This window comes from Paraburkholderia sp. BL17N1 (assembly GCF_003634175.1).
In the GTDB taxonomy this organism is placed as follows: domain Bacteria; phylum Pseudomonadota; class Gammaproteobacteria; order Burkholderiales; family Burkholderiaceae; genus Paraburkholderia.
In genome coordinates this window covers 1,739,247-1,754,410 of sequence record NZ_RBIW01000001.1, presented here as the reverse complement: position 1 = coordinate 1,754,410, position 15,164 = coordinate 1,739,247, and the positions used below count along the sequence as shown (strand labels likewise).

Here is a 15,164-nt window from a genome sequence, read left to right as displayed (position 1 = left end):
AGGCCAGTTGCGAATCAGGCGGCGAGCACTTCCTTGTTCGCCTTCTTCGCGGCCATTTCGCTCAGCGCGCGCTTGTATTCGGTCGGGAACACCTTCACGAATTGACGGCGCGACGCGTCCCAGTTTTCGAGCAGCGCCTTGGCGCGCGGCGAACCCGTGAACTGGAAGTGACGCTCGATGAGTCCCTTGAGCAGCGCCTCGTCGGTTGCGCCGGCGTGCCACAGGCCCTTGTCGACCGTGCGTTCCTGTTCGGCCGTTTGCAGAACCGGATCGAGCGCGACCATCGACTTGTTGCATTTGCCCGCGAACGAGCTGTCCGGGTCGTACACGTAGGCGATGCCGCCCGACATGCCGGCCGCGAAGTTGCGGCCCGTTTCGCCGAGCACGACCACCGTGCCGCCCGTCATGTATTCGCAACCGTGGTCGCCCGTGCCTTCGACAACCGCCGTCGCGCCCGAGTTACGCACGCAGAAGCGCTCGCCGGCGACGCCGCGGAAGAACGCTTCACCTTCGATCGCGCCGTACATCACCGTGTTGCCGCAGATGATGTTCTCTTCCGACTTGCCGCGGAAATCGTTGGTCGGACGGATGATGATGCGGCCGCCCGACAGGCCCTTGCCGACGTAGTCGTTACCGTCGCCGACGAGATCCAGCGTGATGCCCTTGGCGAGGAACGCGCCGAAGCTCTGGCCCGCCGTGCCTTTCAACTGGATGTGAATGGAGTCGTCGGGCAAGCCGTCGTGACCATACTTCTTCGCGATCGTGCCGGACAGCATCGCGCCGACGGTACGGTTCACGTTACGCACCGGCTGGATGAACGAGACGTGCTCGCCCTTCTCGATCGCCGCCTTCGCCTTTTCGATCAGCGTGTGGTCGAGTGCCTTGTCCAGACCGTGGTCCTGCATGTCGACATGCTTGCGCGCGACTTCAGCCGACACTTGCGGCAGATAGAACACGCGCGAGAAGTCCAGACCCTTGGCCTTCCAGTGCTCGATGCCCTTCTTCATGTCGAGCAGTTCGGCGTGGCCGATCAGGTCGTCGAACTTGCGGATGCCCAGTTGCGCCATGATTTCGCGCGCTTCTTCCGCAACGAAGAAGAAGAAGTTCACGACGTGTTCCGGCTGGCCCTGGAACTTCGCACGCAGCACCGGATCTTGCGTCGCGACGCCGACCGGGCAAGTGTTCAGATGGCACTTGCGCATCATGATGCAGCCTTCGACGACGAGCGGCGCCGTCGCGAAACCGAACTCGTCCGCGCCAAGCAGCGCGCCGATCACGACGTCGCGGCCGGTCTTCATCTGACCGTCGGCCTGCACGCGGATACGGCCGCGCAACTGGTTCAGCACCAAAGTTTGCTGCGTTTCGGCGAGACCCAGTTCCCACGGCGTGCCGGCATGCTTCACCGACGACAGCGGCGACGCGCCCGTGCCGCCGTCATGGCCGGCGATCACGACGTGATCGGCCTTGGCCTTGGCGACACCGGCGGCCACCGTACCCACGCCCGATTCCGACACCAGCTTCACCGAGATGCTGGCCGCCGAGTTGGCGTTCTTCAGATCGTGAATCAACTGCGCCAGATCTTCGATCGAGTAGATGTCGTGGTGCGGCGGCGGCGAAATCAGTCCGACGCCCGGCACCGAGTAACGCAGCTTGCCGATGTAGTCCGACACCTTGTGGCCCGGCAACTGGCCGCCTTCGCCCGGCTTCGCGCCTTGCGCCATCTTGATCTGGATCTGATCAGCGGACGCGAGGTATTCCGCGGTCACGCCGAAACGGCCTGACGCCACCTGCTTGATCTTCGAGCGCAGCGAGTCGCCTTCCTTTAGCGGAATGTCGACGATCACTTCGTCGCCGATCACCGACTTCATGGTGTCGCCGTTCTTGATCGGAATGCCGCGCAGTTCGTTGCGATAACGGTTCACGTCCTCGCCGCCTTCGCCCGTGTTCGACTTGCCGCCGATGCGGTTCATCGCGACAGCCAGCGTGGCATGTGCTTCAGTCGAGATCGAGCCTAGCGACATCGCGCCGGTTGCGAACCGCTTGACGATTTCCTTCGCCGATTCGACTTCGTCGAGCGGGATGGCCTTGGTCGGATCGAACTTGAATTCGAACAGGCCGCGGAACGTCATGTGGCGCTTGGTCTGATCGTTGATCAGATGCGCGTATTCCTTGTATGTCTGATACGAGTTGCTGCGCGCCGAGTGCTGCAGTTTGGCGATCGCATCCGGCGTCCACATGTGTTCTTCGCCGCGCACGCGGTACGCGTATTCGCCGCCCGCGTCGAGCATGTTCGCAAGAACCGGGTTGTCGCCGAACGCGTCGCGGTGCAGACGGATCGCTTCTTCCGCGACGTCGAACAGGCCGATACCGCCCACCTTCGACGACGTGCCCTTGAAGTACTTCACCACCAGGTCTTCGGCCAGGCCGACCGCTTCGAAAATCTGCGCGCCGGTGTAGGACATGTAGGTCGAAATGCCCATCTTCGACATGACCTTCATCAGGCCCTTGCCGACTGCCTTCGTGAAGTTGTAGACCGCCTTCTCCGCCGACAGGTCGCCCTTCAGGCCGGCCGCGAGCTGGCTCAGCGTTTCCATGGCGAGGTACGGGTGCACGGCTTCCGCGCCGTAGCCCGCGAGCAGCGCGAAGTGGTGCGTTTCCCGCGCCGAGCCGGTTTCGACGACCAGGCCCGCGCTCGTGCGCAGACCATGCTGCACGAGGTGCGTGTGGATCGCGGCGGTGGCCAGCAGCGCCGGGATCGCGACGTTGTCGCGGTCGGTCTTGCGGTCCGACACGATCAGCATGTTGTAGCCGGACTTGACCGCATCCACGGCTTCCGCGCACAGCGAGGCGAGGCGCGCTTCGATGCCTTCCTTGCCCCACGCGACGGGATAGCAGATGTTCAGTTCGTACGAGCTGAACTTGCCGCCCGTGTACTGATCGATCGCGCGGATCTTGGCGATGTCCTTGAAGTCGAGCACCGGCTGCGACACTTCGAGACGCATCGGCGGGTTGATGTTGTTCGTGTCCAGCAGGTTCGGTTTCGGACCGACGAACGACACCAGCGACATCACCATGTTTTCGCGGATCGGGTCGATCGGCGGGTTCGTCACTTGCGCGAACAGCTGCTTGAAGTAGTGATACAGCGTCTTGTTCTTGTTGGACATGACCGCGAGCGGCGAGTCGTTGCCCATCGAGCCGACCGCTTCTTCGCCGGCTTGCGCCATTGGCGCCATCAGGAACTTGAGGTCTTCCTGCGTGTAGCCGAACGCCTGCTGGCGATCCAGCAACGCAGCGGCTTCGCGGCGTTCCGTGGCGACGTCTTCGGCCTTCGCCTCGATCTCGTCGAGCTTGATGCGCACGGCGTCGATCCAGCTCTTGTACGGCTTGGCGTTCGCGAGGTTGTCCTTCAGTTCCTTGTCGTCGATGATGCGGCCGTGCTCCATGTCGATCAGGAACATCTTGCCCGGCTGCAAACGCCACTTCTTGACGATCTTCGACTCCGGGATGGGCAGCGTGCCCGCTTCCGACGCCATGATGACGAGATCGTCGTCCGTGACGATGTAGCGCGCCGGACGCAGGCCGTTACGGTCGAGCGTCGCGCCGATCTGACGGCCGTCGGTGAAGGCGATCGCGGCGGGGCCGTCCCACGGCTCCATCATCGCGGCGTGGTATTCGTAGAACGCGCGGCGGTTGTCGTCCATCAGCGTGTGCTGTTCCCAGGCTTCCGGGATCATCATCATCATGGCGTGGACGAGCGGGTAGCCGGCCATTACCAGCAGTTCGAGACAGTTGTCGAACGAGGCGGTGTCCGATTGGCCCGGATAGATCAGCGGCCAGAGCTTCGGCAGATCGTCGCCGAGCACGTGCGACGCGATCGCGCCGGTGCGGGCGTTCAGCCAGTTGACGTTGCCCTTCACCGTGTTGATTTCGCCGTTGTGGGCGATCATGCGGTACGGGTGAGCCAGTTCCCACGCCGGGAACGTGTTGGTCGAGAAGCGTTGGTGCACCAGCGCCAGCGCCGACACCGTGCGCTCGTCCTGCAGGTCGCGGTAATACACACCGACCTGGCCGGCCAGCAGCAGGCCCTTGTAGACGACCGTGCGCGCCGAGCACGACGGCACGAAGTATTCCTTGCCGTGCTTGAGCTTGAGCGCCTGGATGCGGTGGCTCGCGGTCTTGCGGATGATGTACAGCTTCCGCTCGAGCGCGTCCGTCACCATGATGTCCTTGCCGCGGCCGATGAAAATCTGGCGGATCAGCGGCTCGCTCGCCTTCACGGTGGGCGAAATCGGCATGGTGTGGTCGACCGGCACGTCGCGCCAGCCCAGCACGACCTGGCCTTCGGCCTTCACCGTGCGTTCCAGTTCCTGTTCACAGGCCAGACGCGACGCGTGTTCCTTCGGCAGGAAGACCATGCCGACGCCATATTCGCCGTGCGGCGGCAGCACCACGCCCTGCTTGGCCATTTCCTCGCGATAAAAGCCGTCCGGAATCTGGATCAGGATGCCCGCGCCGTCGCCCATCAGCGGATCGGCGCCGACGGCGCCCCGGTGGTCGAGGTTCTCGAGAATCTTCAGGCCCTGCTCGATGATCTCGTGGCTTTTCTTGCCCTTGATGTGAGCGACGAAGCCGACGCCGCAGGCGTCGTGCTCGTTTTGCGGGTCGTACAGACCTTGCGCGGCGGGAACCGGGTGAGTCGGTTGCTGGTGGTCGTTCATGGGGACACCGTCTGTGAGGGGCCGGACAGGCCGTTAAACCGTTTTTCTATTGCCGCAGTGCGATTCACAACCGCGACGGCGCGCTCAACGCTCGATGCTACGCGCGTCAAAAAGCACCGGAATTCGGAATATACGCGACGAATCAATGGAATAGCAAATAAATCGTTATCATTGAACCCCAATTATCAAGTTGGTGCATTGCGGTGAAATTTTATTGGTTCCACATCAAATTGGGGCAAAAGAAAACGGCATGCAAAGATGCCGTTTCGCTGCAGCTCATTGATGGAGAACGCTTTATTGCTGCTGCGGCGTCTCGCGCACCTTGCGTGGCCGCCCGCGTGGCAATGGCGATACACGCCGATTGGCGGCCCGCGCCGCCCACTCGCGGTATGTCTCGCTGCCCAAAACCCAGCCCTTCAGCGTGGCCTGCTGAAGCTGGCTGGCCTCGCGTTCGTCGAGCGGCTGCTCGCACAGTTCGCGGTACGCGCGCTGGCGTTCGAACGGCGTATTGCCCAGCGACCAGTACAGCGGATGGTCGGTAATCAGGCTGTCGAGCGTCAGGCCGATGTGATGGCGGTAGCTCGACCAACGGTAGTCTTCCGGCGCGCTCACGAGTCCCGCGCGCACCGGACACATTTCGACGACGCGGCTCGCCAGCAGAAAGTAGCGCTCGCCTTCGATTACCGTGGCTCTGTAGCGCCCTTCCCACAATGTGCCACGGCGCGCGTAGCGCCTGTTAAAGTGCGCCACGTAACGGCGCCCGACCGCCTGCATCGCCTTCGGCAGGCTCGACTCCTCGGTCGGCGTGACGAGCAGTTGCACCGCGCCCGGCATCAACGCATACGCGTGGATGGACAGGTGATGATCGCGTGAAGCCGCTTTCAAACAATCGATGAAAAGCTCGTAGTCCTGGTCGTCGACGAAAGCGGGCTGCTGATCGAGCCCGCGGAGGATGACGTGCTGCGGCTGGTCAGGGACATAGAGACGTGCAAGCCGTGCCATGCTGGAGTATCCGATAGTCGCGTTGGTACATACCCGAAGGTCCGAAGAACCGCATGCGCTCAAGCTTCGGCGCCATGCGGTAGAGCCAGAAACCACGCGGTGCTTAGGGAGAAAGCTCTAACCGCCGCGTATGGTTTGTTTCAAACGTTGTAGTCATAATGAGCGGGCCTTTTTTGGAGGAGCACATATGAAATTAAAACAGGCCGTAACGGGGATCGCGGCGCTAGCCTGCATGACAACGGCAGCGCACGCGCAATCGGCCGGTAGCTTTTACGTCACTTCGGGCTGGTTCCATCTAGCGCCTCAATCGAGCAGCCAACCGTTGAAAGTGACGAGCATCGGCGGCAGCCCGACCAACATCACCGAAGCCAACACCGGTGCAACCCTCGGCTCAGCCGACACCATCGGTTTCACTGCCGGCTACTTCGTTACCGATCACATCGCAACTGAGTTCGTCATTGGCGTGCCGCCATCGTTCGACCTGGAAGGTTCGGGCAGTCTCGCCCAGTTCGGCAAGCTGGGCCAGGCAAAACAGTGGAGCCCGACTCTGCTGTTCAAGTACTACTTCAATGCCCCGACCGCCACGTTCCGCCCGTATCTCGGCCTCGGCGTGAGCCGCGTCTCGTTCACCGACGAAAAGATCACCAATAGCGCGTTCGAGGCAAACGTTCTGCATGGTCCGACCACCGTCACTACGGATAGTTCGTGGGAGCCGGTGTTTAATGCCGGCTTCACTTATGCGTTCAACCAGCACTGGTTCGCGGGCGTCTCGATCTCGTACCTGCCGCTCAGCACGACCGCCAAGCTGAACACCGCGGCGAACACGCCGGTCGGTACTCTGAACGTGCAGTCGCAAACCAAGATCAAACTGAACCCGATCGTTTCCTACGTCAACATCGGTTACCGTTTCTAACGCTTCAAAAAATTAGGGCCGTTGAGGTAGGGTAGTCGAATTTTCGTGGCTTGGACAACGCCGTCATACATCCAATGACGGCGTTTTCATTTGTGCGCGCATCAGGCGACCGGTTCGGCGCTCATGAAGCCGCGCGGCGACTCCGCTGTCAGCGTTTGTAAATTTGACCCGGAATCGTGCCCGCCAGTGCAATGCCTGCCGACGAATCCGCGTTCGGACCACGGTGGCTAGGGCCTGCGGGGTTTGGCACCGAAGTTGCATTCGCATGGTGTTTCCCGCGTCCCGACGTGAAACTGCGTCTTCGTGACAACGCGCGGGTCCTTTTTCACCTCATCGACGGAGCGACCATGACTGCACTTCCGAATACGCGAGACGCCCTCGGCGAATCCTGGACCAGCACCAGCCGCCGTGCGCGGCGTATCGCTCGCCACAGCCGCCACGCAGCCGAAGATATCGCAGGCGAACTGCGCACGCTAATGTCGGAACTCGAATCCACGCTGGCGGACGGCACCCAAGCCGACGCGGTAGCGTTGCGCGGCAAACTTCGCAAACAACTCGACGTCGCGCGCGCGCGCCTGAACGATACGCGCGACGCCGTACGCGAACGCGCCCAGGTGGCGGTGGCAGACGCCGACGATTACGTGCATGAGAATCCATGGCAGACGATTGCGATCGTCGGGGGCGTTGCGCTGATTGCGGGCGCGTTGTTCGCGTCGCGGCTGCGTTAAGGCGCTACCGCGCAGGGCTGCCGCCGCCGGTTGAGCGGTGGCCTGCTGCAAGTGATCTGAACCGGTACATTGCACTGGCCCCGGCTCGCAAGTCGTCGCGGCCGGCGCGACTTTGTGCCGCGCTGCTCAGTTGTCGTCGATCACGAACAGCCGCTGATATTCCTTGACCGCGTACCGATCCGTCATACCCGCGATGTAGTGGGCGATCAGACGCGGTTGCTGCGTCGCGTCGGTTGACTGATAGCTTGGCGGCAGCAGTCGCGGGTCGTCCGTGAACGCGTCGAACAAACCGGCGACGACGCGGCGCGCCTTGTTGGCCATGCGCATCACGCGGTAATGGCGATACAGGTTTTTGAACAGGAAGCGCTTGAGCGCCGCAGCCTGCGTGGCAATCTCGTCACTGTGCGCGACGAGCGCGGGCGATAAGCGCACGGCGTCAAGCGACTCGGGCGCGTGCCTGTCCAGGTTCGACCTGGTCGTATCGATCAGATCGACAATCAGCGTATTGATGATGCGGCGCACTGTTTCGTGAATGAGACGTCGGCCTTCGATCTGCGGAAAGTCGCTACGCGCCGCCTCGTAGTGCACCTGCCACAACTCCACTTCGGCGAGTTGCTCGACAGTGAGCAGGCCCGAGCGCAAGCCGTCGTCGACGTCGTGGTTGTTGTAGGCGATCTCGTCGGCAACGTTCGCGATCTGCGCCTCGATGGACGGCTGCCGGCCTTCCAGAAAGCGCTCGCCCAATGCGCCGAGCCGCCGCGCATTCTCACGTGAGCAGTGCTTCAGAATCCCCTCACGCGTTTCGAAACACAGGTTCAGGCCGTTGAACGCGCCGTAGTGCTCCTCCAGATCGTCGACGACAGCGAGGCTCTGCAGATTGTGCTCGAAGCCACCGTGCTCACGCATGCATTCGTTGAGCGCGTCCTGTCCGGCATGGCCGAACGGTGTATGACCCAAGTCATGGGCGAGGGAGATGGCTTCGACGAGATCTTCGTTCACCCGCAGATTGCGCGCGACCGAGCGCGCGATCTGCGCGACTTCCAGGCTGTGAGTCAGACGCGTACGAAACAGGTCGCCCTCGTGATTCACGAACACCTGAGTTTTGTACTCGAGCCGGCGGAATGCCGTCGAATGGACAATGCGGTCACGGTCGCGCTGGAATTCGGTACGCGCGCTGGGGGCGGCTTCCGGATAGCGGCGGCCGCGCGATTGCGCGGAATGCGCCGCGTACGGCGCGAGGTGCGCTTCGAGTGCGTCCTGCGAGGGCACGCTGATTGTCGCCGTGCCTGCCGCCGGTTCATGCTTTACATCGTCGCTGCGCCTGTCAGTCACCGGGTTCTCCGAATCATGGGCGGCGCCTCGTGACGCGAGTGCGTGCAGCGTTGCTGGATGCTCCGCGAGCCTCAGACGGCGGCGGCCAGCGTGGCGTGCACCTCGGCGTCGGGCGCCTGGGTGATCAGCGTCTCACCGAAACGCTTCAGCAGAATGAATTTGATCGCGCCGGCTTCCGCTTTCTTGTCGACCCGCATGAGTTCGACATAACGCGACTCGCCGAGCGCGGGTGCCCGGGTCGGCAAATGGGCTGCGACGATCACGTCCACCAGACGCTTGCGGGCGGCCTCGCCGAGATAGCCGAGACGCACGGACAGATCCGCCGCCATCACCATCCCGCAGCCCACTGCTTCACCGTGCAGCCATTCGCCGTAGCCGAGGCCGGCTTCGATCGCATGGCCGAACGTGTGGCCGAAATTGAGGATGGCGCGCAGTCCGCCTTCGCGCTCGTCCTGTGCGACCACCGACGCCTTGATTTCGCATGACCGCTTGACCGCCTCGGCCAGCGCCTCGGATTCGCAGCGATTCAGTGCCGCGATATTGGCTTCGATCCAGCGAAAGAAACCCGCGTCGGCGATGGCGCCGGTCTTGATCACTTCGGCGATGCCCGCCGCCAGTTCACGCGGCGGCAGCGTGCGCAGCACGCCGATGTCGGCGATCACGGCCTGCGGCTGATAGAACGCGCCGATCATATTCTTGCCAAGCGGGTGATTGATGCCGGTCTTGCCGCCCACCGACGAATCGACCTGCGACAGCAAGGTGGTCGGCACTTGGATGAACGGCACGCCGCGCATATAGCAGGCGGCCGCAAAACCCGTCATGTCGCCGATCACGCCTCCGCCCAACGCGATCAGTGTGGTCTTGCGATCGGCGCGGCCGCCGAGCAGCGCGTCGAAAATCAGGTTCAGCGTTTCGAGGTTCTTGTACGCTTCGCCGTCCGGCAAGACGACCGTGGACACCTGCTTGCCGAGCGGCGCCAGCGCGGCGCGCAGCTTGTCGCCGTATAGCGGATCGACGGTGGTATTGGTGACGATGGTGACCGAGCTGCCGGCGATATGCGGCGCGAACAGCGCGGTCTGGCCGATCAGGTCGGCACCGATATGGATGGGGTAGGCGCGCTCGCCCAGTTCGACGTTGACGGTATTCATACGGTCCATTATGACGCAGGATGTTTGGCGACGCCGGCCATCTCGAGCTGCATCAGAACCATGTTGACGAGGCCGTTGACCGAAGGCCGGCCGGTTTCGATCACGAAATGCGCGCATTCGCGGTATAGCGGGTCGCGCACTTCGTAGAGTGCTTCGAGACGCGCTTTCGGGTCTTCGGTCTGCAACAGCGGGCGATTCTTGTCGCGCCGGGTGCGCAGCCACAGGTCGTGCGGATTGGCGCGCAGATAGATCACCACGCCGCGATTCTGCAAGGCTTCGCGGTTGTCCGGCCGCAGTATCGCGCCGCCGCCGGTGGCGAGGACGATATTGTCACGCCCGGTCAGGTCGGAAATCACGCTGGCTTCGCGCTCGCGGAAGCCCGCTTCGCCCTCCAGCTCGAAGATCACGGGGATGCGCGCGCCCGTGCGCGCCTCGATTTCATGGTCGGAATCGAAGAACGGGCGATCGAGACGGCGCGCAATGGCCCGGCCCACGGTGGTTTTCCCTGCCCCCATGAGCCCTACGAAAAATACATTGGCGTGTGCGTCCCGCGCTTGCAACGGTGTCCTCTGGCTAATCCGGTTTGGTTCGTGCCGCAGCTTACTGGCAAAGCGGCTGCCTTGTCGAGCCTGCGCCCCGCTTGAGAGCGCCTTCAGCCCTGTCGCTTCGCGCCAGGCCGCTTGATAGGGCTTCCGGCGCAGCGCAAAAGCTGCAGCGGTCCGGTGCTCTCTCGCAGCGGCGACAGCGTGCCCCTAATTTGTCTGAACGACGCGCGGCGTGATGAAAACTGCCAGTTCGCTGCGCTGATCGCGATGAGCCCGATGGCGGAAAAGCGCACCCAAAACCGGTATTTTGCCCAGGACCGGGACCCGCGTCACATCGTCCCGGTCGTCGGTCGCATAAATTCCGCCGATCGACACCGTACCACCATCCTCGACCTCGACGCGCGTTTGCACGTGCTTGGTGTTGATCGCGGGTCCGGCGTCGGTCTGCTCGCCGACGCTGTCTTTGGCGACGTCGAGGTCCAGCACCACCCGGCCGTCCGGCATGATTTGCGGCTCGACCTCCAGTTTGAGCGTGGCGCGGCGAAACTGCACGCCCGATACGCCCTGCCCCACTTTTGCCTGATACGGCAGCTCGGTGCCCTGCTCGACGACCGCTTTCATCCGGTCGGCCGTGACCACGCGCGGGCTCGAGACGATTTCGCCGCGCCCCTGCGCTTCTAGCGCGCTCAGTTCGATGTTCAGCAGCCGCGTCGCGCCAGCGGCGAACAAGGTCAGGCCGGCGGTCGCGACGTCGAAGCCGGAAATCGGGCGGGCCGACAGATCATAGCCGACGTCGGTCAAGCCTTTCGCGGTGCCGTCGGCGTTCGCGGCCGCCATGGAAAGCTTCACGCCGAGATTGCGCGAAAACCCATGTTCGCCCTCGACGATACGCGCTTCGATCAACACCTGGCGCGTCGGCCGGTCGACGGAGGCTAGCAGCGCGGCAATCTGCGCGAGGCGCCCTTCGAGATCGGTCACGAACAGCAGATTGGTGCGCGGATCGGCAGTCGCGGCACCGCGTTTGGACAGCACGCGCTGAGCGCCCGAACCGGTCAGCAGACGCCTGACATCTTCGGCGTGTGCGTAGTGCAGCTCGAAAGTGCGGCTCGCGAGCGGCTCGAGATCGGCGGCCCGGGCGTGGGCTTCGAAGCGCTGCCGCTCACGCGCGGCCAGATCCGCCATCGGCGCGACCCAGATCACGTTGCCGTGGCGCTCCATGGCGAGCCCGTTGACGTCGAGCAGCGTGTCGAACGCGGTGCGCCACGGCACTTTGTCGAGCCGCAACGAGACGGCGCCGCGCACTCTCTCGCTCGCGACGATGTTCAGCCCGGTGAATCGGGCGAACGCATTCAGCACAGCGCCGAGTTCGGCACGCTGGAAATTCAGCGAGATCGGTTTGTCGTCGGGCGCGAGGGCCGCGTCGGCGGCGCTGCGTGGCGCGTTGCTCAGACGTGCGAGCGGTGGCAACGGCACCGGCGGACCCTCGAGCGTGGCGGTGCCGGTGCCGGTGCCGGTGCCGGTGGCATCGGCGCGAATTGGGACGGTGGACTGTCTTCGCAGCGGCACGGAGCCGTCGGAGTTGGCGTCTGCATCGTCGGGCGTCGAAGCGGCGGATTGGCTTCGCGACGACGGAGACACCAAGCCCTCGGCGGCGTCGGCGGCAGCAGGCTCACCCGTACGAGTATGGGCCGCTGTCGCGCTCATACTCGGTGCGTCCGCGTCGTCTGCGAAATCCTGACGAAACGGATTGGGCACCTCGGTGGAAACGTTACGTGGCAGCGGCGGTGTGCCGTTGTACGAAGCATCGCGTGGCGATACCGCGTCGTCGAACGGCATGTAGGCGGGCAGCGGCGGCAGAGGTGGTGTCGACGCCTGTGCGACGCCGGCGCCCAGCGCGGCGCTGAAATACAGGCCAAGACACGTCTTGAGGCGAGGCGACGCACGCGTATCGGCACTCGACAAGGCAAAAGGAAATGGTTTCGGCAATCTCATCAGGAAGCTTCCTCCAGCGCTAGCGTGCGTGTCGCCCCATCCTTCGCGAGCGTAATGCCGGACGCGTCCAGCTTCGTGACACGCTCGGCGCCGATCCGCTCTCCTGGCTCGACGTTGGTCACGCCGTCCGGTGTTTCGAGCACGGCCAATCCACGCGTGCGATCGCTCAGCAATCCGACCAGACGCAGTGGCGAGCCATCGGGCAGATCGCCGGCGGCCTGCATCTGCGGCTGCGGCTGCGAAAACGGATCGAAGAAGACAATCTCTTCATCGTCGTCCGAATCGAGGCTGTCGTCGTCGAGTGCTTCCACCGAGTTTGCCGACGACGTCGGCCGCAGCGCGTCGAACACGCGTAACGTGGTGCTCACCGACAACGACGCCGCGGCTTCCCGCTTGACGGTCACGTCGACGGGCACGATCAGCACCGGCAGATCGGACAGTCCGCGCAGGAAGGCCATCAGGTGAACGAAGTCCGTGCGCGCGGTCAGTTGCAACGGACGCATACGCTCAACGCCCGCGCCGCTCACCGCTCCGGGCTCCACCGCTAGCAACGCGACGCTATTTTGCGCAGCCAGTTCGGAGACGATGCGGAGGTCGTCCGCGGAACTCCACGGCCCTGATGAACGCGCCGCCGAAGCAGCAAGCGGCATGGCGGCAGCTTCGCGGCGCAACGCAGGCAATTGCGCAAGCGCATGCCGCGCGTTCGCGAGACGCAAGCGACTGGCCTCCAACGCCGCGCGGCTCGCTTCGACGCCGCCGAGATCGGCCACCACCCAACCATGCGCGCCCAAACCGAACACCACAACGGCAATCATCAACGCGACCAGCCAGCGGCGGCGCCGGCTCCATGCATCAAGCGGCACGCGCACGCGTTTCATCCAATGGGAAAGAACAAGCCGCGCATTTGCCGCGCCGCCGAACTCGACAAAGATCGTACTCATTTCGCACCTCTTGATTGTTCAGACTTCATAGGACGCTGCGTGGTGGCCCCAGCCAGGTGAGCCGTTTTTTGCGCGGGCTCGCTCCAACGCAGATGCGCGCCGAATTCGATCGGACCGGCCACGCTCGCTGGCGCGAGCGCACCGCCGCGCGGAACAGAACGATGCAGGTCGCTCACTTCCGCACCCTTCACGCCCCGGATCGCACTCAAGCGCTTAAGCCACTCGGCCGAAGCGAGATGCCCGCGCGACGTCGCCAGCAACTCGGTCTCGTTTTCACGCTGACGCAACTGCTGCAACACCACGCCATCGCCCGGGTCGAAACTCAACGCGTCGAGCAGATCGCGCAGATGTGTGAGCGGATCAGACAGGCTTTTCGCGCGGGCGGCGTTCTGCCGCTGTTCGTCTCGCGTGCGCAGCAACGTGGCATGCTCGGCGAGCGGCGCAGATAGATGCGTGAGCGTGTGTTCGACCGACACGCGCTGTGCCTCGAGCCGCGCCCTCCCGATTGCCTGCCAGGCGACCAGCACGAAGACGGCGGCAAAACCGGCGCAGACCGCGGCAATCCATTCGAGCACGCGCCGTCGACGCGCAAGCCGCGCGTCGCGCTGCCGATAAGGCAGCAGATTGAAACCACCAAGCTTGGATCGCGCGAAGCGCATGCCGCGTTCCGGCGCTCGCGTGTCGGAGGCCGCGGCGTACGACAGACGCCCGGTCATTCGAGCACCCCGCGCAGCGCGAGTCCGAATGCGACCGCGCCGGCCGGTTCATGCAACAGCGAACCGTCCAACGGACGAACAAGGCCGCCGAGCGGCGCGCATTCGAACGGAAGCACCGTGCAGCCCAAGACGTCGGCGATATCGGCAGTCGAGAAACCCACGCCGCCGAGCAGATCGACCTCACCGCTCACCAGCGCGCAGTCGAGTTCCGGGCCGTGCGCCATATCGCGCAATGCATCGGCGAGATCGGTGTGTTCGGGCGCCGGGTAGCGCATTTCGCTGGCGACGATGTCGTCCACGATTCGCCAGCCATACACGCCGTCCGTGCCGATCCACAACGCGACATACGGCTCGTGCGGATCGAGCTCGTAACTCGCCGCGTAGCGCATGGCGCGCAACGCCGCATGGGGCTCACCGTCGATGGCGGTGAGGGAGATGCCTGCAATCGCCGCGCACTCGATTCGCGCTTCGAGATGTTGCCGCGCGGTGGCGGCAATGGTCACGGAGCGGACCGGCGCATACGCTTCGTCGAGATACCAGTCGACAGCGAGAGCATGTCGCTCGAGGCCCGCAATGCGCTCGACTTCGCTCATCACCGCCGGCTCCAGTTCAGCCAGTTGATGCCCGCCGTCTTCCGAACAACCGCTCTGCGCGGCAAGCCGCGTGAGCGGCACCGTGGCGGTCATGGTGGCCGACGCGGGCAGCGCCATCGCGCACCGCAGGGCGTGAGTCGCGCACGCGTGCGGCAAACCCGCGAACGCGTCGCGCAACGCACGCGCCACCGCGTGCCGGTCCGCGATCTCGCTGCCGGCCATTGCACCGGCAACAAGTGGGACCGTGCCCGCGTATTCGATATGCAGCGCACCCGGTGAGCGCACGCGCTGACTCAGCACGACCAGACGCACAGTCTGCGAACCAACATCGATCCCCGCGGCAAAACGCTGCGCGCCGGGTTGCACTGCCTGAAACCAAGATCTTTTCAACGCCATGACGCCCTCCCTCTGACTCACGCGACGAACCATTCGAACGCATGTGATGAGGAAGAATTGTGCGTAGCCGCGCCGCCGCGCGACACTCAGCCAAACGGCTAACGTTAAGCAACGCACGACCTGTACGCGATCAAAGCGAC

11 protein-coding genes are annotated in these 15,164 nt (G+C 63.9%); 2 read left to right on the top strand and 9 right to left on the bottom strand.

Features of this window, described 5'->3' with window-relative positions:
* Positions 1 to 14: 14 nt before the first annotated feature.
* Both B0G82_RS07760 and B0G82_RS07755 read right to left on the bottom strand, forming a co-directional pair.
* Positions 15 to 4,718 carry a glutamate synthase-related protein gene (locus tag B0G82_RS07760; protein ID WP_121307087.1) on the bottom strand — a complete coding sequence of 1,568 codons (4,704 nt, stop codon included), beginning with the start codon at positions 4,716 to 4,718 and terminating at the stop codon, positions 15 to 17.
* Between the two features lie 294 nt (positions 4,719 to 5,012).
* Entirely contained in the window at positions 5,013 to 5,720 is a 708-nt protein-coding gene (locus tag B0G82_RS07755) for a transposase (protein WP_012434540.1), read from the bottom strand.
* Between the two features lie 187 nt (positions 5,721 to 5,907).
* Here B0G82_RS07755 and B0G82_RS07750 point away from each other — a divergent pair, with 187 nt between their 5' ends.
* Both B0G82_RS07750 and B0G82_RS07745 read left to right on the top strand, forming a co-directional pair.
* Positions 5,908 to 6,633 carry an OmpW family outer membrane protein gene (locus B0G82_RS07750; protein ID WP_116143867.1) on the top strand — a complete coding sequence of 242 codons (726 nt, stop codon included), beginning with the start codon at positions 5,908 to 5,910 and terminating at the stop codon, positions 6,631 to 6,633.
* A gap of 347 nt (positions 6,634 to 6,980) precedes the next feature.
* Positions 6,981 to 7,361, top strand: coding sequence for a DUF883 family protein (locus B0G82_RS07745; protein ID WP_012434543.1), 381 nt, complete (start codon positions 6,981 to 6,983; stop codon positions 7,359 to 7,361).
* A 126-nt stretch (positions 7,362 to 7,487) separates the two neighbouring features.
* Here the strand turns inward: B0G82_RS07745 and B0G82_RS07740 are convergent, their stop codons facing one another.
* From B0G82_RS07740 to pilM, 7 genes are all read right to left on the bottom strand, one after another.
* The gene (locus B0G82_RS07740; protein WP_121307086.1) at positions 7,488 to 8,693 is read right to left on the bottom strand and encodes a deoxyguanosinetriphosphate triphosphohydrolase; all 1,206 of its coding nucleotides are present in this window, start codon (positions 8,691 to 8,693) and stop codon (positions 7,488 to 7,490) included.
* Between the two features lie 71 nt (positions 8,694 to 8,764).
* Entirely contained in the window at positions 8,765 to 9,850 is a 1,086-nt protein-coding gene (gene aroB / locus B0G82_RS07735) for a 3-dehydroquinate synthase (protein WP_121307085.1), read from the bottom strand.
* On the bottom strand, positions 9,850 to 10,401 hold the full coding sequence (locus tag B0G82_RS07730; RefSeq protein ID WP_121307084.1) for a shikimate kinase: 552 nt from the start codon (positions 10,399 to 10,401) through the stop codon (positions 9,850 to 9,852). Before B0G82_RS07730 ends, aroB begins: the two co-directional genes overlap by 1 nt.
* A gap of 192 nt (positions 10,402 to 10,593) precedes the next feature.
* Positions 10,594 to 12,378: a type IV pilus secretin PilQ gene (gene pilQ, locus B0G82_RS07725; RefSeq protein WP_121307083.1), complete on the bottom strand. Its 1,785-nt coding sequence runs from the start codon at positions 12,376 to 12,378 to the stop codon at positions 10,594 to 10,596.
* Complete coding sequence (locus tag B0G82_RS07720) at positions 12,378 to 13,319, bottom strand: hypothetical protein (protein WP_121307082.1); 942 nt, start codon at positions 13,317 to 13,319, stop codon at positions 12,378 to 12,380. The genes pilQ and B0G82_RS07720 overlap by 1 nt, the downstream gene beginning before the upstream one ends.
* A complete protein-coding gene (locus B0G82_RS07715; RefSeq protein ID WP_121307081.1) occupies positions 13,316 to 14,035 on the bottom strand; it encodes a fimbrial assembly protein in 720 nt (239 codons plus the stop codon). The genes B0G82_RS07720 and B0G82_RS07715 overlap by 4 nt, the downstream gene beginning before the upstream one ends.
* Complete coding sequence (pilM, locus tag B0G82_RS07710) at positions 14,032 to 15,024, bottom strand: pilus assembly protein PilM (RefSeq protein WP_121307080.1); 993 nt, start codon at positions 15,022 to 15,024, stop codon at positions 14,032 to 14,034. Before pilM ends, B0G82_RS07715 begins: the two co-directional genes overlap by 4 nt.
* Positions 15,025 to 15,164 lie beyond the last annotated feature (140 nt).

Excerpts from the sequence above, each read along its gene's own strand:
- B0G82_RS07760 (WP_121307087.1), bottom strand. The coding sequence starts at position 4,718 with ATGAACGACCACCAGCAACCGACTCACCCGGTTCCCGCCGCGCAAGGT.
- B0G82_RS07755 (WP_012434540.1), bottom strand. The coding sequence starts at position 5,720 with ATGGCACGGCTTGCACGTCTCTATGTCCCTGACCAGCCGCAGCACGTC.
- B0G82_RS07750 (WP_116143867.1), top strand. The coding sequence starts at position 5,908 with ATGAAATTAAAACAGGCCGTAACGGGGATCGCGGCGCTAGCCTGCATG.
- B0G82_RS07745 (WP_012434543.1), top strand. The coding sequence starts at position 6,981 with ATGACTGCACTTCCGAATACGCGAGACGCCCTCGGCGAATCCTGGACC.
- aroB (WP_121307085.1), bottom strand. The coding sequence starts at position 9,850 with ATGGACCGTATGAATACCGTCAACGTCGAACTGGGCGAGCGCGCCTAC.
- pilQ (WP_121307083.1), bottom strand. The coding sequence starts at position 12,378 with ATGAGATTGCCGAAACCATTTCCTTTTGCCTTGTCGAGTGCCGATACG.
- B0G82_RS07720 (WP_121307082.1), bottom strand. The coding sequence starts at position 13,319 with ATGAGTACGATCTTTGTCGAGTTCGGCGGCGCGGCAAATGCGCGGCTT.
- B0G82_RS07715 (WP_121307081.1), bottom strand. The coding sequence starts at position 14,035 with ATGACCGGGCGTCTGTCGTACGCCGCGGCCTCCGACACGCGAGCGCCG.
- pilM (WP_121307080.1), bottom strand. The coding sequence starts at position 15,024 with ATGGCGTTGAAAAGATCTTGGTTTCAGGCAGTGCAACCCGGCGCGCAG.